General features: G+C 48.8%; 18 protein-coding genes. 17 read left to right on the forward strand and 1 reads right to left on the reverse strand.

Annotated features, from left to right (window positions below):
- The first annotated feature begins 38 nt into the window (after positions 1-38).
- From EL268_RS10865 to EL268_RS10875, 3 genes are all read left to right on the forward strand, one after another.
- Entirely contained in the window at positions 39-596 is a 558-nt protein-coding gene (locus tag EL268_RS10865) for a helix-turn-helix domain-containing protein (RefSeq protein ID WP_106653218.1), read from the forward strand.
- Between the two features lie 123 nt (positions 597-719).
- Positions 720-2,339: a bacillithiol biosynthesis cysteine-adding enzyme BshC gene (gene bshC, locus EL268_RS10870; protein ID WP_106653219.1), complete on the forward strand. Its 1,620-nt coding sequence runs from the start codon at positions 720-722 to the stop codon at positions 2,337-2,339.
- 161 nt (positions 2,340-2,500) lie between these two features.
- Complete coding sequence (locus tag EL268_RS10875) at positions 2,501-3,553, forward strand: S-layer homology domain-containing protein (protein ID WP_106653220.1); 1,053 nt, start codon at positions 2,501-2,503, stop codon at positions 3,551-3,553.
- Between the two features lie 39 nt (positions 3,554-3,592).
- Here EL268_RS10875 and EL268_RS10880 read toward each other — a convergent pair whose 3' ends face one another.
- The gene (locus tag EL268_RS10880; RefSeq protein ID WP_106653221.1) at positions 3,593-4,855 is read right to left on the reverse strand and encodes an APC family permease; all 1,263 of its coding nucleotides are present in this window, start codon (positions 4,853-4,855) and stop codon (positions 3,593-3,595) included.
- Positions 4,856-4,965: 110 nt separating this feature from the next.
- Here EL268_RS10880 and EL268_RS10885 point away from each other — a divergent pair, with 110 nt between their 5' ends.
- From EL268_RS10885 to murA, 14 genes are all read left to right on the forward strand, one after another.
- A complete protein-coding gene (locus EL268_RS10885; RefSeq protein WP_174769430.1) occupies positions 4,966-5,895 on the forward strand; it encodes a LysR family transcriptional regulator in 930 nt (309 codons plus the stop codon).
- Positions 5,896-5,978: 83 nt separating this feature from the next.
- Entirely contained in the window at positions 5,979-7,238 is a 1,260-nt protein-coding gene (locus tag EL268_RS10890; RefSeq protein WP_106653223.1) for an adenosylhomocysteinase, read from the forward strand.
- 150 nt (positions 7,239-7,388) lie between these two features.
- Positions 7,389-7,820, forward strand: coding sequence for a division/cell wall cluster transcriptional repressor MraZ (gene mraZ / locus EL268_RS10895; RefSeq protein WP_007717680.1), 432 nt, complete (start codon positions 7,389-7,391; stop codon positions 7,818-7,820).
- Between the two features lie 17 nt (positions 7,821-7,837).
- Positions 7,838-8,782, forward strand: a complete 945-nt coding sequence (gene rsmH, locus EL268_RS10900) for a 16S rRNA (cytosine(1402)-N(4))-methyltransferase RsmH (RefSeq protein WP_106653224.1) — start codon at positions 7,838-7,840, stop codon at positions 8,780-8,782.
- A gap of 33 nt (positions 8,783-8,815) precedes the next feature.
- Complete coding sequence (gene ftsL2, locus EL268_RS10905; protein WP_106653225.1) at positions 8,816-9,226, forward strand: cell division protein FtsL; 411 nt, start codon at positions 8,816-8,818, stop codon at positions 9,224-9,226.
- 141 nt (positions 9,227-9,367) lie between these two features.
- Positions 9,368-11,839, forward strand: a complete 2,472-nt coding sequence (locus tag EL268_RS10910) for a penicillin-binding protein (RefSeq protein ID WP_106653551.1) — start codon at positions 9,368-9,370, stop codon at positions 11,837-11,839.
- Positions 11,840-11,903: 64 nt separating this feature from the next.
- Positions 11,904-13,832, forward strand: coding sequence for a stage V sporulation protein D (locus EL268_RS10915; protein WP_106653226.1), 1,929 nt, complete (start codon positions 11,904-11,906; stop codon positions 13,830-13,832).
- A gap of 152 nt (positions 13,833-13,984) precedes the next feature.
- Positions 13,985-15,463 carry a UDP-N-acetylmuramoyl-L-alanyl-D-glutamate--2,6-diaminopimelate ligase gene (locus tag EL268_RS10920; RefSeq protein WP_106653227.1) on the forward strand — a complete coding sequence of 493 codons (1,479 nt, stop codon included), beginning with the start codon at positions 13,985-13,987 and terminating at the stop codon, positions 15,461-15,463.
- Between the two features lie 42 nt (positions 15,464-15,505).
- Entirely contained in the window at positions 15,506-16,477 is a 972-nt protein-coding gene (mraY, locus tag EL268_RS10925; protein WP_106653228.1) for a phospho-N-acetylmuramoyl-pentapeptide-transferase, read from the forward strand.
- Entirely contained in the window at positions 16,474-17,838 is a 1,365-nt protein-coding gene (murD, locus tag EL268_RS10930; protein ID WP_106653229.1) for a UDP-N-acetylmuramoyl-L-alanine--D-glutamate ligase, read from the forward strand. The genes mraY and murD overlap by 4 nt, the downstream gene beginning before the upstream one ends.
- 66 nt (positions 17,839-17,904) lie before the next feature.
- Positions 17,905-18,999, forward strand: a complete 1,095-nt coding sequence (spoVE, locus tag EL268_RS10935; RefSeq protein WP_016740726.1) for a stage V sporulation protein E — start codon at positions 17,905-17,907, stop codon at positions 18,997-18,999.
- 79 nt (positions 19,000-19,078) lie between these two features.
- Positions 19,079-20,182: an undecaprenyldiphospho-muramoylpentapeptide beta-N-acetylglucosaminyltransferase gene (murG, locus tag EL268_RS10940; protein ID WP_106653230.1), complete on the forward strand. Its 1,104-nt coding sequence runs from the start codon at positions 19,079-19,081 to the stop codon at positions 20,180-20,182.
- A gap of 102 nt (positions 20,183-20,284) precedes the next feature.
- Entirely contained in the window at positions 20,285-21,190 is a 906-nt protein-coding gene (gene murB / locus EL268_RS10945) for a UDP-N-acetylmuramate dehydrogenase (protein ID WP_106653231.1), read from the forward strand.
- Between the two features lie 15 nt (positions 21,191-21,205).
- A complete protein-coding gene (gene murA, locus EL268_RS10950) occupies positions 21,206-22,462 on the forward strand; it encodes a UDP-N-acetylglucosamine 1-carboxyvinyltransferase (RefSeq protein WP_106653232.1) in 1,257 nt (418 codons plus the stop codon).
- The last annotated feature ends 131 nt before the right edge of the window (positions 22,463-22,593 follow it).

Below are 22,593 nucleotides of genomic sequence, written 5' to 3' on the forward strand. Positions count from 1 at the left end.
ATATCGTATTTATTCCGATAAGAAAGAAGGTTGGAACTATGCGACTTCCCATCGAGACCATCGGTCACAAGATTCGAATGATTCGGAAAGAACGCGGCTTTACCTTGGAAATTATGGCAGGCAAGACAGGGTTAAGCAAAGGTTTGCTGAGCCAAGTAGAGCGTGGAATTTCGCAGCCGTCGCTGGATTCGCTGTGGAAAATCACCAAAGCTCTGGAGTCACCCATCATTCATTTTTTCGAAGATATTGATCAAAAGCAGGTGCATGTGACTCGCTTGCAAAAACGCAGACAACTGGTCTTTCCTGAATCGACGGGCACTTATTCGCTGCTCTCGATGGGAGGTAGTGCCAAGCTGGGGATGCTGGAAGTGCGACTGATGCCTGGAGAAATGGCTGTCGACAAGTTCGTGCAGTCAGAGGGAGAAGAGTGTTTCACGGTCATTACCGGCAGTGTGACAGCACGCTTCAACGATGAAGAGCATGTATTGGAAGCAGGAGACAGTATTTCATTTGACAGCAGCAAAACACACGCAATCGAAAATACGGGAGAAACGGAAGCTTTGTTAATCTGGTCCGTCACCCCTCCACAATTTTAATGCAAGCGCGAACGAGCCTGTATTACACTTTGACAACCCATTAAAGTGGGTTGTCTTGTTTTTTGTGGCTGTGGAGCATGGTATAATTTTTGTTGACCATGGCCCTAAGAAAGGTGAGCTAGCATGAATGTTGAATGTCTCGCGCTTCCATTGGCGAATCCGCTGGCACAGGAGTACCAGCAGCAAAATGCCTCTGCATTACAGTTTTTTGCGCATAATCCCTACCGTGAACAGTCCTACCGAGAACGCGTGGAATGGCTTCAAAGTCAATCCTATCCTCACCGGAACCAGCTCGTGGAAGGTTTATATCGATTTAATAAAGAGATGGGTACTCACCCTGAAGCACTGAAAAATATCGAGTTGCTCAAACAGCCAGACACATATGTGGTCATCGGCGGTCAGCAAGCAGGAGTTCTGGGTGGACCCCTCTCGATCAACAAAGCTGTTCATCTGATCCAGGCAGCAAAGAGGCTGTCTGCCGAGCTTCAGGCGAACGTCATTCCGGTGTTCTGGATTGCTGGCGAAGACCATGACATCGATGAGATCGATCATGTGTACTGGGGAGCGGACGATGGGAAGCGCCTGCATAAAGAGCGACTGGCTCTGAACAAAAAGGGCCGTCAATCGGCAAGTACCCTACCCTTGGACCCTGAACTGTGTACGCAGTTTCTGGAAAATTTTTTCCAGGGACAAACAGAGACTGCCGAAACCAAACAGATTCGTGAGCTACTGAAGCAGACTGCAGCAGATTCGCGCACAGTCGCAGAGTGGTTTGCCCGCTTGATGGCAAAACTGTTTGGCAAGCACGGTCTTGTTCTGGTTGAATCCTCGTTGCCGTTTGTTCGTGAACTGCAGCAACCCATCTTTTCACAGATCATTGAAAACAATGAGCAATTGACGAAGGTGTTGCTACGGGCAGCGGATCGGATTTCAACGGCTGGGTATCCGCTTCAATTGCAAGTGGAAGAGCATCAAGCCAATTTGTTCGTCTATGAGGGCGATGATCGATTGCTGCTAGAACGTCACGGGGAGCGCTTTATCAATCGGAGACGTGCTTACAGTCGCGATGAATTGCTCAAGCAGGTTGCAGATTCACCGGAGCGTTTTAGCACAAATGTCGTTACTCGCGGGTTGATGCAGGAGCATCTGTTTCCTACGCTTGCCTTCATTGGAGGTCCGGGTGAGATTGCTTATTGGGCGTTTTATCGGGAGGTATTCGAGCTATTCGGGATGCAGATGCCGATCGTATTGCCTCGTTTGTCCGTTACCCTTGTGGAAGGTGCTCAACTGAGACTGCTGGATAGCTTGGGGCTTTCTGTTGAACAAGTCTTGACTGATTTCACCGCATGGAAAACCGAGTGGTCCACAAACCAGGCGCCACATCCGTTGGAGCAGCAATTCGCATCAGCACGGGAGTCGATTATGTCGATCTATCGTCCCCTGGTAGAGGAGGTCGTTTCTCTGGATGGCGGATTGCGTGGTCTGGCCGAGAAAAATAGTAAGCTGCTGTTAGAGCAAGTATCCTTTTTGGAAGAGCGTTTGATTCGTTCACTCCAGCAAAAAGATGACGTAGAGCATGTGCGCGTCCAACGAATTGAGACCGCTTTGTTGCCCGAAGGTGGATTGCAAGAAAGAAAGCATTCGTTTTTCCCGTTTGCAAATAAGTATGGTCTTGGTTTGATTGACCGATTAGTAGATGCGCCATTCGCGCATGATGGTACTCATCAACTTTATTACCTGTAAAGTGCAGCACAAAATAGTCGGATCGTCCTAGAAGTGGACCCGGCTATTTTTTTGTTGTTTAAGCTGATGGAAAACATTTCTTCAAATTATGCCGAAACTTTTCCGACAAATTCTGCGTCTTAGTAGTAATGGATTGTTTTTGGGGAAAGGTGGTACTCGGGATGCAGATTGCATTACAACAAATCGGGAAAAAAGCCACTCTACTAGTTGTGAGCTTATCCGTTTTTTTGACGGGCATCGCAACCGCAGGATTGAAAAAGGCCGACGCACGGGAAGAATACGTGGCCAATTCACCTGCATTTATTGACACAAATGCACATTGGGCATCAAAAGAAATAGGGATTGCTACCAAAAAAGGATTGATCAAGGGCTTTCCCGACGGAACCTTTCAGCCAGAGCGAACGGTGACGCAAGAACAGTTTTTATCCCTGATTGAACGCGTCATTCCTTCCTTTACAGGTCATGAGCCTGACAGCTTTATCAAAGAGACCTACTTGCAGGATGCTGCGGGACGTTGGTCGGAAAAAAACTATCACCATTTGGCTTCAGCGGGTATCATGCCATCCGGAAAACCGACGGATAGCATGACGCGGTTGGAAGCGGCAAGAACGTTACTGGCAGCCATCGGGCATCAATCAGAAGGAGAAAAATATCGGGGAACGACAGCGAAATTTTTCACGGATCTTTCGGTCGACAATGAAACACAGGTGATGACAGTCTACCCTGCTTACAAAATGGGAATTTTGGCTGGATTTCCAGATGGAAGCTTTCGTCCTGATGACAAAATCAGCAGAGCACAGGCAGTCGTCCTGTTAAATCGTTTGGAAACCAAAATCGCCGAACTGTACCCTGGCAATGTCACAGAGGGCGAGAAGAAGGCAATGACACAAGCTGTCTCGTCATTTGTAGGGGACGTGATGGATACGCAAAAGATTCGTCGCTTTGATGACTTGGTCGCATATGTAAAGAAAAACAATCTGCCTGTCAGTGAATCGTTTTTACGCGAGCATTTTTCGTTTATGCAGTATGAAGTGTATGATTATGTCCGGTTTCCGCAGTTTAATGAGCTGATGTACTTTGCAAAAATCGGAATGAATAAATACAGAATGACGGTTCAATATTACGCAGGGGAGTTGGGGGGAAGCGTCGATCGCACGTTTTACCTTTCCTCGAGCGATGGCAAAACGTTTCGACTGATTGGAAAAGATGAATAAGAAAAGAAGGCTGGGACATGACCCCAGCCTTTTTTCGTGTCAGGCATGACGTTTTTGCCAGATAAAAAGGACGAGTGCAATCACGAGGGGATAGAGAGCGGACCATCCCAAGAAAGGATAGAGTCCTACTGTACAGACGAGAGAAGTCCAGGAAGCGATTCGGCCTACGCGACTATTGCGCAAGAGTCGGACCCCAGCCAGACACCCGCCGATGTAAGTCGCAAAAAAGGTAGCATTGGGCAGTTCGATGAGTCTGGACAAGTCGATCACGTCGAAATAGAGTACGCCGAGAACGACGACAAAACAAAGAGAGAGAAACAAAAGTCCGCCGGTTGGTGTCCGGTACTTGGTATGGAGGGTGCCAAACCAGCGAGGAGCGATCTTTTCTTGCGCCAACGAATAGGCGATGCGTGACGCAGCTCCAATGTAAGCGTTGGCTGTTGCGATACAAATGAACAAGGCGGTTACGGCTACAATCCATCCCCCGATCGGACCCAGGGAGAGTTGAACCATGACACTGAGCGAGGCAGCGGAGATGCCGACCCCGTAGCTATGCGTAGCCACAGTCATAAAGGCCACAGCAAAATACAAGAGAGCGACGATTCCTGCACTCCACAAAACACCGCGAATCGCGTTTTTCGCAGGATCGACGAATTCCTCTGAGAGATGCGTCACGGCTTCCCACCCAATGAAGCACCAGAACATCAGACCTGCGGCTTGCACGACACTCAACCAACCGTTTGGCATAAAAGGGGTAAAGTGCGTGACAGATGCATGCGGAATGCTTGCGACAACGGCCAAAATCAAAATCGTGATAATCAGCGAGACAACAATCGTTTGGACACGTGCAGCTACATGCAAGCCTACAACATTCATCAGAAGGACAGCGAGAAGAAGCAGAGCCGCCGCCGCATACACTTGCGACTCACTCCAGTTCAGCAGGATCGCAATGTAGTTGGCCCCTGTAACACTCAGAATGGGTGCGCCAATCGGGACAGACAAGAGAAAGAACCAGCCTACCATGTTTCCGAAACGATCTCCGTAGGCTGTCCGTACAAATGTAGAGACTCCACCTGAGCTCGGATAACGAGCAGATAACAGACCCATCGTAATGGCCATGGGCAGGACGAGAATAGACATGACGAGCCAAGCTAAAATGGAAGCTGGACCAGCCTTTTGTGCTGCAAGTCCGGGAATGAGCAGTACGCCAGAACCGATCACCGCCCCGATGTATAAGGCGACGATTTGCGGAAGTCGCAGTGTTTTGGCTAGGCCGGGGGCTTGCGTGGACAATTTCCCCATAGGTAGATCCCTCACTTTTTTACTTACCTTGTCGTTGGTAACTGAAGTGTAGCATAGACTTAATCATCGGAGTTATCTATAATATTAGATAATTCAAATCGGTTTTTTCGATGAAAAGAGGAGGAAATTTGGATACTCGTTATTTGCAAACATTCCGTGAAGTAGCAAAATGCCAGAGCTTTACTCGTGCAGCCGAAATTTTAGGCTACGCGCAGTCAAGTGTGACGACCCAAATTCAAAATCTGGAATCGGAGTTCGGTGTCAGCCTATTCGAGCGTTGGGGCAAAAAAATCAGGCTTACCCACGCGGGCGAAGTGCTTCTCGGCTACAGCGAACAGCTGCAAGCTGTATTAGATGAGGCAAAAGCGAATCTGTCAGAGCAGGCACATCTGGCGGGAACGTTGAGTATCGGAACAGTGGAGTCATTGGCAGCCTTTTATTTGCCACCTTATTTGCAAAAATTTCGCTTGGAGCAGCCACGTATGCGGATCATGCTTGCGCCGGGCATCTGCCAAGACTTGAGACAGGGAGTAAAGGAAGGGAAGTACGATTTCGCCTTTGTGCTCGATTGGCTCCAAGATCAATCTGAGCTGACAAATGTCGTTTTAGGTGAGGAAAAACTAGTTGTTGTGGCTGCACCTACCCATCCACTGGTCAAAAAAGAGAAGGTAGAAACGCACGAGTTTACCGGGGAAACCTGGATTTTTACAGAAAAGGGATGCAGTTACCGAGGAATGATGGAATCGGTGTTGCGTGAAGCAGGAGCCACCGTGGAATCTTCTTTTGAATTTGGCAGCCTGGAAGCAATAAAACAATGTGTTGCATATGATTTGGGAATTGCGTTGCTTCCGAAAATTGTCGTACAAGAAGAAGTAAAAAATGGTACACTAGTGATACTCTCGTTTTCCCATCCGGATATCCGTGTTTTCCGACAGTTGGTCTACCATAAAAAGAAATGGATGCCTCAGGCTTTGTTGCGCTTTTTGGAGCTGCTAACGGTAGAAACCGCAGAGCGTAAATTGCCGATAATAGGAAAATAATTGGAAAAACTGATGATGGTTGAACTTGCGTATGATATGATAGACAAGGTTGCTTTATGAGATAAAAGGAGGTCCATCCGTACATGAACACTGTTTCTGAAAGCATCGTAAAAGATATGTCGTTGGCGCACAACGGCCATCTGAAAATTGATTGGGTAAAAGAACACATGCCTGTCTTAAACCGCATTCGTGAGCGCTTTGAAAAAGAGCAGCCGTTTGCAGGCCTGAAAGTTGCGATCTCCTTGCACTTGGAAGCGAAAACGGCTTATCTGGCAAAAGTAGTTCAAGCTGGTGGCGCTGAAGTAACCATTACCGGTTCCAACCCGCTGTCCACGCAAGATGACATTTGCGCAGCATTGGTAGAAGACGGTATTCGCGTATTTGCGAAATACAATCCAGATCCTGCTGAATACAAAGAGCACCTGATCAAAACACTGGAAACTCGTCCTGATCTGATCATTGACGACGGTGGCGACCTGATCACCATTTTGCACAGTGAGCGCCGTGATCTGTTGTCTCAAGTACGCGGTGGTGCAGAAGAAACGACAACAGGTATTCTGCGTCTGAAAGCGTTGGAGAAAGAAGGCAAGCTGGAATTCCCGATGGTTGCCGTAAACGATGCATTCTGCAAATACTTGTTCGACAACCGCTATGGTACGGGTCAATCCGTATGGGATGGTATCAACCGTACAACGAACCTCGTAGTGGCTGGTAAAACTGTTGTTGTAGCTGGCTATGGCTGGTGCGGTAAAGGTGTAGCGATGCGTGCAAAAGGCTTGGGCGCAAAAGTAATCGTAACCGAAATCGACCCAATCAAAGCGGTAGAAGCTTACATGGATGGATTTGAAGTAATGCCAATGCTAGAAGCTGCGAAGCATGGTGACTACTTCGTAACAGTGACAGGTAACCGTGATATCATCAGCAAAGAGCATTTTGCTGTGATGAAAGATGGCGCAATCTTGTCCAACGCGGGTCACTTCGATGTCGAAGTAAACAAGGTCGATCTGAATGCAATGTCGACTTCTTCCCGCATTGTGCGTAAAGATATTGAAGAATTTGTCCTGGCTGATGGTCGAAAAGTGTACCTGCTCGCAGAAGGCCGCCTCGTGAACCTGGCTGCTGGCGACGGACATCCGGCTGAAATCATGGATATGACCTTTGCTCTGCAAGCGGTATCCTTGGCTTATGTCAATGAACAGTACAAAAACATTGGCAAAAAAGTGCTGAACGTACCATTCGAATTGGATCAAATGGTTGCTAAGTACAAGCTGGAAGCTCTGAACATCGGAATCGACAAATTGACGGATGAGCAAAAATCCTACCTGGAAAGCTGGGTCGAATAGTCCCTCGAATCCCGTCTTTTCCCGGCAAAAAAATATGCGAAAAAATCCTGCTTACAAACGCAGGATTTTTTTTATAATAACAAATAGGTACCAGGTGGGGAAAAGTGGGGGAAAGTGGAGCCAACCGACAGGAAAGTGGGGGACCAGGGCGTGTTCATGGGGGAATATCAGCACAGCATCGACGAAAAAGGCCGCCTGACGATCCCAGCCAAATTCCGTGAAGGGCTAGGTACTTCCTTTGTTATTACCCGCGGGCTGGACCAATGTTTGTTTGCTTATCCGCAAGATGAGTGGAAACAACTAGAGGAAAGACTCAAGTCTCTCCCATTTACAAAAGCAGATGCTCGCGCATTTACACGATTTTTCTTTTCAGGTGCCACCGAATGCGAGTGGGACAAGCAGGGAAGGGTAAACATACCACCCAATTTACGTGAGCATGCAGGCATGCAAAAGGAATGTGTGATCATTGGGGTATCAAACCGTGTAGAGGTATGGAGCAAGGAACGCTGGGAAGATTATTTTGCCCAGTCAGAAGGCTCTTTTGGAGAAATTGCCGAAAAACTGGTTGATTTTAATTTGTAGCAGCGAGAAGAACAGGAGTGACGACATTGTCGTTTCATCACGTAACCGTTTTGATGGATGAGGCTGTCGAAGGGCTAAATATTCGTCCTGGAGGCATTTATGTAGACTGTACACTCGGTGGAGCCGGGCATAGCAGTTTGATTGCTTCCAAGCTGACGGAGGGCGGTCGACTTATCGCCATCGATCAGGACGACTGGGCACTGGATAATGCCCGCGAAAGACTCGCTTCCTATATGGATAGAGTCACGCTGGTAAAGAGCAACTTCCGCCATATCAAAGACATTGTGAGGGATTTAGGCTTGGCTGGTGTAGACGGGGTGTTGTTTGACCTCGGGGTATCCTCTCCGCAATTGGACGAGGGAGAGCGCGGCTTCAGCTACAATGCCGATGCGCCCTTGGATATGAGAATGGACCAACAAGCGCCATTGTCCGCCTATGACATTATCAATGAGTGGGATGAAGAAGAGATTGCCAAGATCATCTGGCTGTACGGAGAAGAGAAGTTTTCCCGGCGAATTGCCCGGCAAATCGTTCAACAACGGAAGAAGCAGCCGATCAAAACAACAGGTGAGCTTGTTGAGTTGATTAAGGAAGGAATTCCTGCCGCTGCGCGCCGTACCGGACCCCATCCGGCGAAGCGTACCTTTCAGGCTATTCGGATCGCAGTCAATGATGAATTGGATGCATTCAAAGAGGCCGTCGTCGATGCTATTGAGGTTTTGAATCCAGAAGGTCGCGTAAGTGTCATCACGTTTCATTCATTAGAGGACAGAATCTGCAAGCAAATTTATCAAGACTTTTCAAAAGGGTGCACGTGCCCGCCAGCCTTTCCGATTTGCACATGCGGAAATAAAGCGGTTGTAAAAGTCATTACAAAGAAGCCGATTTTGCCATCAGAAGAAGAATTGGAAGCAAACAATCGTGCACGATCAGCTAAACTACGGGTAGCGGAGAAGCTGTAGACCGGGATCGACGAGAAAGGGGAGGGAGAAGCGATGAGTTACTACCGAGGAAATCTAGCTATGGAGTTGGAGCAACAATCCCGCTCTGTAACGAAAACAACAAAGCGCACGGTTCGAATCAAGCCAACGATTCCGACCGGAGAAAAATTGCTGTATCTCTTATTTATCTCGTTAACCGTCGTCGGCTTGGGTCTAGTGGGTGTCCGCTACTCGCAAATTTCCCAGTTGAACTACGAAATCCAAAGCACCAAACATGAAAATCGTTTGACGACAGAAAAAAATGCAACGTTGAAATTGCAAATTGAGCAAATGACCAACCGGGATCGCCTGCAAAAAGAAGCAGAGAAGCAGGGGATGGTATACAATCCAGCAGCTGTACATACGATTGGGAAACCAGAGGTACAGGCGAGTTCTCTGCCACAAACACAACCCAAAAAACCTTAAATGTTACTGCTCCTTATGTGCGGTACCATTTTTTCTTAGCTGGGCTCGAGTCTGCTCCTGACTCGGCTAGGTTGCGTTCGTCTCCCCTATCAACCTTTCATGGGAGACGGGCGATCTTTGATGCGACGGAGTTGAATGGAGATGGAATGGAAACGAAAAGTAAATTGGCGAATTCTCGTGGTAGCCTTATGCCTGATCTTGACCTTTTCGACGTTGAGCTTTCGAATTTATTGGATCCAAACAGCAGAGGCTGCCAGAATCATGGAAACTGCACAAAAGCAGTGGGACAGGGAGCATGTTTTGAAGCCGAAGCGTGGAGCGATCTATGATCGAAACGGAGAAATTTTGGCGTATGATGGTAAGGCATACACGGTTAATGCAAGGCTGAAGCCACTTGACGCGAGAGACGAAGATGTGGTGAAAGACCCCTACTACACAGCGAATATGCTGGCTCCTATTTTGAATGCGCCTGTTCAAGAATTGGTAAAGAATTTGACCAAGCCGAACAAAGTGGTGGAATTGGGACGCTACGGGCAAAAGATCAGTGAAGAGCAGAGGAACCGCATTCTGGCATTGCAATATCCCAAGTTGCCAAGTGGAGAGCAAGTCAAAAAGAACCAGCTCCCAGGCATCTATTTGACTGAAACGACTCGCAGAGTCTATCCGAATAATGCCTTTGCCTCCCATGTGATCGGTTATCTGGATTTATACGATGAACCGAAAATGGGAATTGAGCTGCAATTGAACGAAGAATTGGCTGGTATAAAGGGACATATTGCCTACCAAAGGGATCGTGCTGGATACCAGCTCCCAGACGGAGAAGGGGAGTACATTCCGGCAAAAGACGGCTTAGATGTATATCTTACCATTGATCGACAAATACAGGATTATGTAGAACAAGCGCTTGACAAGGTGGAACAGCAGTACAAGCCGAAGGGCATGACGGTCATTGTGGCCGACCCGCAAACGGGTGAGGTATTGGCGATGGGCAACCGCTCGCAGTTTAATCCGAATACGTACTACAACGGGATTGAAAACTACAATAACCATGCTGTCACCACCATGTTTGAGCCGGGCTCTACGTTTAAGATTATTACGCTGGCGGCAGCGATTGAAGAAAAAATGTTTAATCAGAATGAAACCTATCAATCAGGTGCTTATACCATCAAGGGGCAGATTCCGATCCGCGACCATAACAATGGTGCCGGTTGGGGAACCATCACCTTTTTGGAAGGGGTTCAGCGATCCAGTAACGTATTGTTCGCTAAGTTGGGATATGAACGGTTGAAGCTGGAAGGTCTGAAGAAATACTTCAAAAAATTCGGGATGGGTGAAAAAACCGGAATTGAGCTTCCCTACGAGAAAAAAGGAAGTTTGATCAACCTGGAAAAACCTCGGTCACCACGTGACTGGGCTGCAACAACGTATGGTCAAGCAGCAACGGTTACGGCGATCCAGCAGGTTGCCGCTGTGGGGGCGATCGCGAATGGAGGAGAGCTTCTAAAACCTCATATTGTAAAAGAAATGCGCGATCCTCACACGGGAGCAGTCGTTAATCGCACACAACGTGAGGTTGTGGAGCGGGTTGTAAGCGAAGCGACTGCGAAACAGACACGCGACATTTTGGGGAAGGTTGTCTCAGAGAAACCCGGGACGGGTAGACAATATCAGATCGAAGGGTACCAAGTAGCAGGAAAGACGGGAACTGCGCAAAAATACGATCCCAACACAGGGAAAATTATGGATGGCCGTTACGTTGGTTCTTTCATCGGTTTTGCGCCAAAAGACAACCCGAAGCTGTTGGTTTATGTCGTCATTGACGATCCGCAAACAGATGCATGGTATGCATTGTGGGGCCAAATGATGCTCGCTCCCATGTTTACATCCATTATGGAACGCAGCCTGCAATATTTGCAGCAGCAGCCTGATCTGTCGTTAGTCAAGAATAAACAGAGTGAAAAGACAACACAGAAAAAAGAAGCGCAGGCAGCGCTGGCATCCTCACCTGCTACACCGAAGACATTGCCTAAGTTTGAAGGGATGTCCACGACAGCTGCACAATTGCGGGCGAAGCAGGACAATTTGACGGTCACGGTAGCTGGGACAGGTACGAAAATCGTCAAACAGTATCCGGAAGCCTATGAGCAGGTCGTTCCAGGTGAACAGATTATCCTTGTAACAGACAGGGTCAAAGGAACAAAGATGCCTGACTTCAAAGGAAAATCATTGCGGGATGTCATGGAGTTCAGCTCTTTGATCAATCTCGAAATGAAATCGACTGGAACTGGATTCGTCACCCAGCAAAGTATTCCTCCGGGAACGGTGCTCCAGGGTACAGAACTGCTTCAGGTGACGCTGCAATCCGTGTCGGAACCACCTGTACCGGCAGCGCCTTCTCCAGGTCAGGAGGGCAGCACAGTGCCTGCTACAACGACGCCAAACAATCCGGGGCAGAATACGACTACAAATCAATCAGGTGGAAATAATCCGGCTCCGCCATCTTCCGGTCAGCAAACTGGGCAAGGTGAGGCAGCACAGCCGCCAGCATCTGGACAGGCGCCTCCTTCTGACAAACCAGGAGACCAAACAACGCAAACACCGACAACTCCATAGTTCTAACTAGTCCCCCCTGCGAATAAGGTTAAGAAGAGACAACCTATTTGAGGGGGGACTCGCTTTGCGGGTATCCAATGCTACTGTACGCCGTCGCATTTTTATCATCTTGATTGTAGGAGTCGTTTTGTATTTTGCGCTTGTCACCCGTTTGGGTTATGTTCAATTGATAGAAGGACCGAAACTCTCGCAAATGTCAGATGAACTGCTCAAGCGGGAAATTAAATTTCAACCCAATCGCGGTCGAATTCTAGACAGAAGTGGCAATGAGCTCGTGACGAATATGACCGTCCCCACACTGGTATCGGTAGGAGCGCAAATCAAAGACCCGAAAGAAACAGCGAGACAGCTCGCCATCATTTTGGAGCAAAAAGAAGAAGATGTATTTCGTGCCATTACGAAAAAAGAAATGAGCAACAACCAGATTCCAGGCGGAAGAAAACTGTCTATTGAAAAGGCGAGAAAAATACAAGAATTGAATTTGCCAGGCATATACTTGGCAGGGGATACGAAGCGTTTTTACCCGAATGGAAATATGGCAGCCCATATTCTTGGTTTCACAGGCATTGACAATCAAGGGTTGACAGGGCTTGAAAAAATTTATGATCCCTTCTTGATGGGGACCGAGGGGCATATCTCATTTCCGTCAGATGCCAAAGGGCGCGTGCTGCCAGGTGGAACCGAAGACTACGTAGCACCCGTGAATGGCATGGACATGTATTTAACGCTGGACAGTACCATCCAATCTTTTATCGAACGTGAGCTGGATCAGGCGGTGGTCGCTTATCAGCCTGATGATGTTCTGGCGATCGCCATGAATCCAAAGACAGGAGAGATATTGGGAATGGGAAGTCGCCCGACTTTTCAGCCGGACGCCTACAGGGACTATCCTTCGGAGGTGTACAATAGAAATCTCCCTATCTGGAAAACATACGAGCCTGGTTCCACATTCAAGATTGTGACACTGGCAGCTGCTTTAAACGAAGGTGTCATCAATCTGAACGAGGGCTTTTACGATCCGGGATTCATAAACGTGGCAGGTAAGCGATTGCGTTGCTGGAAGCGGCAGGGGCATGGGCAGGAAACGATGCTGGAAGTGGTAGAAAATTCTTGTAACCCTGGCTTTGTTACGATGGGCCAGCGACTGCAAAAAGAACGACTATTTGACTACATCAAAAAATTTGGCTTCGGACAAAAGACAGGGATCGATTTGATTGGCGAAGAAAACGGGCTGTTATTCAATTTGAATAAAGTAGGACCGGTAGAGCTTGGGACGACTTCTTTCGGTCAAGGGGTATCGGTAACGCCGATTCAACAAATGGCTGCAGTCTCAGCTGCTATTAATGGTGGCAAACTCATGAAGCCGTTTGTCGCAAAAGAATGGCGGGATAGCGTGACGCACGATGTTGTAGCGAGGACCTTGCCGACAGAAGTTCGACAGGTGATTACCGAGGAGACCTCAGCTAAAGTTCGGCATGCGTTGGAAAGCGTGGTCGCGCAAGGAACGGGTAATAAGGCATATATTGAAGGGTATCGAGTAGGAGGAAAGACGGGAACAGCGCAAAAAGTAAAAAATGGCCGTTACGTCGATGGGGAATACATCGTGTCGTTTATCGGCTTTGCGCCAGCTGATGATCCACAGATCGTCGTATATTTCGCCGTAGACAATCCGAAAGCACTGGCGTTTGGTGGATTGATTGCCGCCCCGAGTGTAAAAAGTATCATGGAGTCCTCCCTTCAACATTTGAATGTCCCCAAACGAAAAGATGGCATTCCCAAGGAAATTAACAAAGCACTTGGTGAAAAGGCGCCAATCGAAGTGCCAAACATGGTCGGACAATCCATGAGAGACGTAGTGACAACGTATGATACGCTGCCGCTAGTCGTTTCAGGTAAAGGTCAGTATGTCATTCAGCAGTCCCCGGCACCTGGAGTAAAAATTGATCAGGGCGGAAAAATTCGCATATACCTTGGTGACAAATCGACCAATTAGCTATAAAATGAGATTTCGAAGGCGGAGGGGAGTAGGCTTGTCTACGTTCGCTCTGCCTTTGTTCGTCAAGACTGCGCCTAATTGATCGGCGTAGCCAAGTACAAATGTTCAAATTTCTGTCTATACTAGTTGGAGAATGGGGTGCCTGTTTCATGTTTCTACGGGATCTGCTCATGCCTTTGTTGCCAGTAACGGTTTCGGGGGATGACAGCATGGAGATTACGGGTTTGACAGCAGACTCGCGCCAGGTAAAGCCCGGCTACTTGTTTGTCTGTCTGACTGGATATACCGTGGATGGACATACGTTCGCGGCCCAGGCGGTGAAGAATGGTGCCGTCGCCGTGTTATCCGAACAAGATCTGGACGTGCCAGCGACTATTGTCAAAGTACCGGATACCCGGCGGGCAATGGCTATGCTGGCTGATCGTATTTTCGGATCTCCTACGAAAGAAGTAAAAGTCATCGGCGTAACGGGGACAAATGGAAAGACGACCACTACGCATCTGATCGACAAAATTTTGCGCGATCAAAGCAAGCAAACAGGCTTAATCGGAACGATCCATATGAGAATTGGGGACGTAACGGAGGAAGTCAAAAATACGACTCCGGATGCCATAGATTTGCAAAGAAGCTTTCGTCGCATGTGCGATGTAAACACAGACTATGCGATTATTGAGGTTTCCTCTCATGCGCTGGAGCTGGGAAGAGTCCGCGGTTGCGAAATCCATACAGCGGTTTTCACCAACCTGACGCAGGATCACCTCGACTATCATAAAACGATGGAAAACTATCGCTACGCCAAATCATTGTTGTTTTCCCAGCTGGGCAACAGCTATGACGCAGACCGTCTAAAAACGGCTGTACTGAATGCGGATGATGAGGCGTCTGAATTATATGCTACCGTTACACCGGCGCGAGTCATTACATACGGCATCGATCAGCCAGCAGATGTAAGGGCAAAGCAAATCGAAATCACAAGTAAAGGTACTTCTTTTACAGTCGAAAGCTTCGCTGGTAGTGCGCGTCTGAACTTGAAGCTGATGGGAAAGTTCAATGTGTATAACGCATTGGCAGCCATCGCGGTTACACTCGCAGAAGGTATTCCACTAGAAGAGATCAAAGCGAGTCTGGAAGAGGTGGCAGGCGTAAATGGGCGATTTGAAGCAGTGGATGCTGGTCAGCCGTTTGCGGTACTCGTCGACTACTCCCACACGCCAGACAGCTTGGAAAATGCATTAATAACCGTCAAGGAATTTGCCCGTGGCAACGTATTTTGCATCGTTGGTTGCGGAGGCGACAGGGATCGAACGAAACGCCCAATCATGGCGCAAATTGCAACGAAATATGCTGATCTGACCGTCTTAACATCAGATAACCCGCGCTCGGAGGAGCCGCAGGCGATTCTCGATGACATGCTGGCTGGCTTGTCGGAAGTGGCACCTGATCGTTATGCGGCACTGACTGACCGACGTGAAGCAATTGCGCATGCAGTTTCGCTTGCGAAGCCGGACGATGTGATCTTGATCGCCGGAAAAGGACACGAAACGTATCAAATTGTGAAAGACCAGGTGTTGCCCTTCGATGACCGTGAAGTTGCGCGCGAAGCGATTGCCCGGTACAACCAAGAATAGAACAGATGCCACACACTGCATCGAAAGAAAGGAGGCTCGGGCATGTTCGTTGACAACGTCCTAATCGTCACGATCGTCGCTGCGTTTCTCATCGCCGTACTCATTGGCCCATTGTTTATTCCCTTCCTTCGCCGCCTGAAATTTGGGCAGGCAATTCGTGAGGAAGGACCGCAATCCCATTTTAAGAAGGCTGGAACTCCCACGATGGGAGGCACCATCATTCTTTTGGCACTCATATTTACCGTGTTGAAGTTTGCCAATGCGAAAATGGAAATTTACTTCCTGTTATTGGTGACTCTCGGATACGGTTTAATCGGCTTTTTGGATGATTTCATCAAAATCAGGAAAAAACGCAACCTCGGGTTAACCGCCAAACAGAAGTTTGCTGGTCAGATTGTCTTGGCAATCGGCGCATATATTTTGCTGCTCATGATGGGGCATGACACGTCCATCCATCTGCCAGGTACACCGTGGAAGCTGGAGCTCGGCTATTTTTACTTCCCATTCCTGTTGTTCCTCTTGGTAGGAACAACGAATGCCGTTAACATCACAGATGGATTGGATGGACTACTGGCAGGGACGGGAGCAATTGCTTTTGGTGCTTATGCGATCATCGCATGGTTTGGTCAAGATTATGACACCGCTATTTTTAGTGCGGCTGTTGTAGGTGCGGTACTTGGCTTCCTCGTCTTCAATGCACATCCGGCACGCGTGTTCATGGGTGATACGGGTTCACTCGGACTGGGGGGAGCCCTGGCGGGAATTGCAATCATGACCAAAACGGAATTGCTATTGGCTATTATCGGTGGGGTATTTGTTGTCGAGACGCTCTCTGTTATCATGCAGGTAGTCTCCTTTAAGACACGTGGAAAGCGTATTTTCCGTATGAGTCCCCTGCATCATCATTTTGAATTAACAGGCTGGTCAGAGTGGCGCGTGGTTGTCACCTTCTGGCTCGTCGGTATGTTCTTTGCTGGATTGGGTGTATACCTTGAGGTGGTGACAATCAGATGATGCGTTTTCATAATAAGCATGTCGTCGTTATTGGTATGGCAAAGAGCGGTGTCGCAGTGGCAAAACTGCTACACCGCTTTGGTGCTCATGTCGTCGTAAATGATAAAAAGCCACGTGAAGAAGCAGTGGGTATAGAAGAGCTGGAATCGTTGGGGATACCGGTCATTTGCGGCTACCACCCCGATGATCTCATTCATGAAGGCGTATCCCTTGTGGTCAAAAATCCGGGGATTCCGTATGAAGCAGCACCCGTCAAGCAGGCGCAGGCATTAGGTATTCCTGTTGTGACGGAGGTGGAGCTGGCCTCCCAGATTGCCAAGGCACCGATTATCGGCATTACAGGCTCCAATGGCAAGACCACCACTACTACACTCGTCGGACTGATTTTCAAAGAAGCGGGTCTGGATGCGAAAGTAGGAGGCAACATTGGTACCGTGTTGTGCGGCCTGGCTGAGGAAGCTGGTCCCGACGAATGGCTCGTTGCCGAATTGAGTAGCTTCCAGTTGATGGGGACACGGGAATTCCGCCCGCATATCGGTGTTTTGCTCAATCTGTATCCTGCTCATTTGGATTACCATCACACAATGGAAGAGTATTTGGCAGCCAAACTGAAAATGTTTGCCAACCAAACCGCAGATGACGCAGCTATTTTGCCATATGACCAACCAGAGATTGTAGAAAAATGCAAAGACCTCCCCGCAGCCATCTACTACTTTAGCAAGAGTCAAGAGGTGCCAAAGGGAGCTTTTGTCAAGGATGGTTTGATTCTGTTTGCGGATGGGAATGGGAATACAGAGCCAATCGTTGCGATAGCGGATATTACCGTTCCTCATCTGGACAACGCACTGGCAGCGATTCTTGTTGCGAAGCTCGCGGGAGCGGACAAGCAATCAATTATACAAGTTCTTACTACTTTCCCAGGGGTAGAGCACCGGATGGAGTTCGTGGATTCGATTCGCGGTGTCAAATACTTCAATGATTCAAAAGCAACGAACCCGGAAGCGGCATCGCGCGCCTTGCAAGCATGCAAGGAGCCGGTCGTATGGATTTGCGGCGGGCTGGATCGTGGTGTTGACTTTCGGGAACTGCTGCCTGTGATCCAAGGCCGGGTAAAAGCAGTCATCGCTCTCGGGCAAACGGCTCCGATTTTACTGGAACGTGCTCAGGAAGCAGGGATTAATGAGCGTATCCATGTCGATACTGTGGAAAAAGCCGTTCTTGCTGCTTCCCAGTTGGCCGAATCAGGTGATGTGGTCTTACTGAGCCCTGCTTGTGCGAGTTGGGACATGTTTCCTTCGTTTGAGACAAGGGGGAGCATGTTTAAGGACGGCGTGCATAGACTTAAAACAAGCCTAGCATAACGTCCCACTGGTACAATCAAGAATATGACAAAAGCGGGACGGCATGAGAAAGGATGACCTGGCACAATGAGCAAGGTACGCTCTGCCCCCGACTTCGTAATTATTTTTGCAACACTTTTTTTATTGGGAATTGGCATCGTGATGGTGTACAGCGCCAGCGCGATCGTGGCACAAAAGCCGCCGTTTTCTGATCCGTATTTTTTCGCCAAGCGGCAACTGATCTTCGCACTGTTAGGGATTACATCCATGTACATTACGATGAATATCGACTACTGGGTGTGGAAGCAATGGGCCAAGCCAGGGTATTTGGTGAGCATCGGTCTGTTGATTTTGGTTCTGATCATCGGGATCGAAGTAAATGGCTCGAAAAGCTGGCTTGGTTTTGGAGCCTTTGGAATTCAACCAGGTGAATTTGCAAAGCTTGGCGTCGTTGCATTCCTGGCGAAGTGGCTCTCCGATAATCAGAAGCAAATTGTCTTGTTCCGAAAAGGTCTTATGCCTGCCTTGGGAATCCCGGTTCTGTGTTTTGGCTTGATCATGCTGCAACCGGATTTGGGCACAGGGACAGTTTTGATGGGAACGGCTGTCGTCATGATTTTTGCGTCAGGTGCGCGGATCAGTCATTTTGTCGGGTTGGGAATGATCGGCGTTGTTGGCTTCATCGGCTTGGTTTTGTCAGCACCTTACCGAATCAAAAGGATTACGTCCTTCCTCGATCCGTGGTCTGACCCGCTCAATACCGGCTATCAGATCATCCAATCCCTTTACGCAATAGGTCCCGGCGGTTTGTTGGGGCTTGGCCTTGGACAAAGCAGACAGAAGCATCTGTACTTGCCTGAGCCTTACAATGATTTTATTTTCTCAATCGTCGCGGAGGAGTTGGGCTTCATCGGAGGCACACTCATTCTCCTGCTTTTTCTCCTCTTGTTGTGGAGGGGAATGCGGACGGCGATTACGGCTCCAGATTTGTTCGGAAGCCTGCTTGCGCTAGGAATCATTGGCATGATTGCCATCCAGGTAGTCATCAATATCGGTGTTGTGACTGGGATGTTTCCCGTGACAGGAATCACGTTGCCGTTCTTAAGCTACGGTGGTTCATCATTGACACTGATGCTCACTGGTGTTGGCGTCTTGTTGAACATCTCGCGTTTTTCTCGATAATAGAAACCTCAAAAGGAGTACGCAATAAGCAAGTAAATCAGCCTATTGCTACTCCTTCTCAAAAAAAGGGTGTGAACGTATGCGTTTCGTCTTAACAGGCGGTGGCACAGGTGGACATATTTATCCGGCGCTTGCGGTGGCGAGGGAAGTTTCCCGCCAAAATCCGCAGGCTGCCTTTTTGTATATTGGCAGTAAAAAAGGTTTGGAAGCAGGTTTGGTTCCGAGATCAAATATTCCTTTCCAGTCCGTAGAAATTAGCGGATTGAAACGCAAGCTGTCGTTGGACAACCTGAAGACTTTATGGAAATTCGTCCGAGCAGTTGGCGATGCCAAGAAAATGCTGCGCGAGTTCAAACCCGATGTCGTAATTGGGACGGGTGGCTACGTATGTGGTCCAGTCGTATATGCTGCTTCGCGATTGGGAATTCCGACTCTCATTCATGAGCAAAATGTAGTGCCGGGCTTGACCAACAAGTTTCTTTCTCGCTCAGCTACACGGGTGGCCGTTTCGTTCAAAGAATCGCTTGCCCATTTTCCCCCGTCCAAAACGGTGCTAACCGGAAATCCGCGTGCAACGGAAGTCATGCACGGTAATGCAGAGGCGGGTCGCAGCTTTTTGGGCGTGGACAACAACAAAAAAATCGTGCTGATCTTTGGTGGCAGCAGGGGAGCGCGCGCAATAAATGAGGCGGTGCTTTCCGTTGTTACGCAGTTGGGCAAATATGCCGATACTCATTTTGTATATGTGACGGGCGACGTTCATTTTGAAACGATTTCGGCACAGCTTCGCGAACTGGGAACACTTCCAAGTAACATTTCTGTGCTTCCTTTCGTCCATAATATGCCGGATGTTTTGGCAGCGACGCATGTGCTGGTTGGTCGCGCAGGAGCATCTACCTTGGCAGAAATAACAGCACTCGGTGTGCCTTCGATCTTGATTCCGTCCCCATATGTCACGAACAACCATCAAGAGAAAAATGCAAGGGGATTGGAACGCGCAGGGGCAGCTCATGTCATCGTAGAGCGGGAGCTTACCGGAGAGAGCCTGCTACTTTCCTTGGAAAATATCCTTGCCAATCCAGCAAAATGGGAAGAGATGAAAAACAGCTCTCTTTCCTTGGGGATGCCGCAAGCTGCGACGGAGATTGTCCGTCAATTAGGTGCGATTACACGAAAAAAATGATCAGATGGGCGATTGTCACGCCGATCTGGGCGAACGCATAGTATGGAGCAAACACGTGAGAAGACTAGGTCCGACCTAGCAAACGTATCAGGAGGTTCACAAATGAAAATGATCGCAGATGAACTCATGCAAGCAGGAATCGAAAAAGTGTGGACCGATGAACCCCTTGCTAATCATACAACGTGGCGGATCGGGGGTCCTGCTGATTTGTTAATCCAACCCAAGGATAAAGCATCCTTGCAAAAAGCCTTGCAGATCATCCATCGTCATGAAATTCCTTGGAGTGTAATCGGGCGCGGTTCAAACCTTCTGGTGAGGGACAGAGGGATACGTGGAGCCGTGCTTAAAGTGGCCGAGGGCTTGAGCCACTGTGAGTTCAGGGGCGAAGAGGTGTGTGTGGGTGCCGGATATTCCATGATCCGCCTGGCGGTGGAGACAGGCAAGATGGGATTAACAGGTATGGAGTTTGCAGGAGGGATTCCTGGTACGGTAGGCGGCGCCGTCTATATGAATGCGGGGGCACACGGATCTGATCTTTCACGTATTCTTATTGATGCCGAGATCCTTTTCGAAAACGGCGAAAGTAAAGTGTTGAGTAACGAGGAACTGAGCTTTAGTTATCGAACTTCTCTTTTGCAAAAGCAAAAAGGGATCGTGCTAGAGGCCCGTTTTCAATTGAGGACGGGCGACCGCAAGGAGATTGCGGCCACGCTCGCTGCCAATAAGGAACGACGGCGCAATACACAGCCACTGCAAATGCCGTGTGCCGGCAGCGTGTTCCGAAATCCGCCAAATGACCACGCAGGTCGCCTGATTGAGGCGGCTGGGTTGAAGGGCTATCAGGTCGGAGGAGCTCAGGTTTCAGAAAAACACTCCAACTTCATCGTGAATTGCGGAGGGGCAACGGCTGCCGACGTCCTCACCTTGATTAATCACGTTCGGAGCACCATTCTCGAGAAAAATGGGATTGACCTGCATCCGGAAGTCCTGGTGGTGGGCGAGGGGTAACACGGAGGTGAAAGTTTGGAGACTTTTGCGATCGAAGGCGGAAGACCTCTGTCCGGTTCGCTTCGGATCCAAGGTGCTAAGAACGCTGCTCTTCCCATTCTTGCTGCTGCTGTGCTTGCGGAAGGGCAATTCTATATCTATGACGTCCCCCATCTAAAAGACATTAAGGTCATGCTCGAAATCTTGACGCTGCTTGGGGCGAATACGAAGCATGAGGACGGATGTGTCGATCTGGATACAACATCTGTCTGTGTCCCGCAGGTGCCGGATGATTTAATGAGCCAAATGCGATCTTCGATTTTTTTGGCAGGACCACTCCTTGCACGTCTGGGTGAGGTCACGATTTCCAGGCCAGGTGGATGTGACATTGGAGAGCGCAGGATTGACTTGCATTTGGCTGGATTGACTGCGCTAGGAGCCAAAATCGAAGAATCGGAAGGCTACATTACATTTCGGGCCAAACAATTGCGTGGGTCCAATATCTTTCTTTCCTTCCCCAGTGTGGGCGCGACGGAAAATATCATGATGGCGGCAGTGCTGGCAAAAGGCACGACCCGAATCTGTAATGCAGCGCGAGAACCGGAAATCATCGACCTTCAGAATTTCCTGAATGCAATGGGAGCGAGGATCAGAGGGGCAGGCACCGATACGATTGAAATCAGTGGTGTACCTCGCTTGCGTTCCGTCAGCTACCGGATCATACCGGACAGGATTGTGACAGGAACCTATCTGCTGGCTGTCGGTATTTCACAGGGACATATCGAATTGACCAATACACTGCCTGAGCAATTGACGGCATTAATTGAGGTCGCCCGTAGCTGCGGTGTTGAAATCAAGACCCGCCATGATATAATGGAAATCAAAAGCACCTCCCGTCCACGTGCCTACGACCGGATCATCACCTCGCCGTATCCTGGGTTTCCAACCGATTTGCAGGCGCAGCTGATGGTGTTTCTGTCACAGGCTAGGGGAACGAGTGTCATCAAAGAGACCATTTTTGAAGGAAGATTCAAACATGTGAATGAATTGGCGCGAATGGGCGCCTCTATATACGTAGATCTTGGCTCCGCTATTATTCGGGGTGTCAACAAATTGACCGCTACGAATGTCGAAGCTACTGATCTTCGAGCAGGTGCTGCCTTAGTCCTCGCAGGGCTTGCTGCAGAAGGTATTACCACGGTGAACCAGATCCATCATATCGATCGCGGATACGATCGGCTGGAAGAGCAGTTGCGTCAATTAGGAGCCGATATATCACGAGTATCGATGTAACCGAGGGAGAGTGGGCGGCATAATGTTATGCCGCTTTCCCTGTTTTGTTCAATGACATTTATTTGGAAGACATCCAGTAATTTACTTTGCTCTGGGCAATGAGCCTAAAAAACATGAGGAAGGGTACGGCC

The organism is Brevibacillus brevis, from assembly GCF_900637055.1.
Classification (GTDB): domain Bacteria; phylum Bacillota; class Bacilli; order Brevibacillales; family Brevibacillaceae; genus Brevibacillus; species Brevibacillus brevis.

Excerpts from the sequence above, each read along its gene's own strand:
- murD (WP_106653229.1), top strand. The coding sequence starts at position 16,474 with ATGATGCGTTTTCATAATAAGCATGTCGTCGTTATTGGTATGGCAAAG.
- EL268_RS10910 (WP_106653551.1), top strand. The coding sequence starts at position 9,368 with ATGGAATGGAAACGAAAAGTAAATTGGCGAATTCTCGTGGTAGCCTTA.
- mraY (WP_106653228.1), top strand. The coding sequence starts at position 15,506 with ATGTTCGTTGACAACGTCCTAATCGTCACGATCGTCGCTGCGTTTCTC.
- EL268_RS10890 (WP_106653223.1), top strand. The coding sequence starts at position 5,979 with ATGAACACTGTTTCTGAAAGCATCGTAAAAGATATGTCGTTGGCGCAC.
- EL268_RS10885 (WP_174769430.1), top strand. The coding sequence starts at position 4,966 with ATGAAAAGAGGAGGAAATTTGGATACTCGTTATTTGCAAACATTCCGT.
- bshC (WP_106653219.1), top strand. The coding sequence starts at position 720 with ATGAATGTTGAATGTCTCGCGCTTCCATTGGCGAATCCGCTGGCACAG.
- ftsL2 (WP_106653225.1), top strand. The coding sequence starts at position 8,816 with ATGAGTTACTACCGAGGAAATCTAGCTATGGAGTTGGAGCAACAATCC.
- EL268_RS10865 (WP_106653218.1), top strand. The coding sequence starts at position 39 with ATGCGACTTCCCATCGAGACCATCGGTCACAAGATTCGAATGATTCGG.
- EL268_RS10920 (WP_106653227.1), top strand. The coding sequence starts at position 13,985 with ATGTTTCTACGGGATCTGCTCATGCCTTTGTTGCCAGTAACGGTTTCG.
- murG (WP_106653230.1), top strand. The coding sequence starts at position 19,079 with ATGCGTTTCGTCTTAACAGGCGGTGGCACAGGTGGACATATTTATCCG.
- murB (WP_106653231.1), top strand. The coding sequence starts at position 20,285 with ATGAAAATGATCGCAGATGAACTCATGCAAGCAGGAATCGAAAAAGTG.
- EL268_RS10880 (WP_106653221.1), bottom strand. The coding sequence starts at position 4,855 with ATGGGGAAATTGTCCACGCAAGCCCCCGGCCTAGCCAAAACACTGCGA.
- spoVE (WP_016740726.1), top strand. The coding sequence starts at position 17,905 with ATGAGCAAGGTACGCTCTGCCCCCGACTTCGTAATTATTTTTGCAACA.
- EL268_RS10875 (WP_106653220.1), top strand. The coding sequence starts at position 2,501 with ATGCAGATTGCATTACAACAAATCGGGAAAAAAGCCACTCTACTAGTT.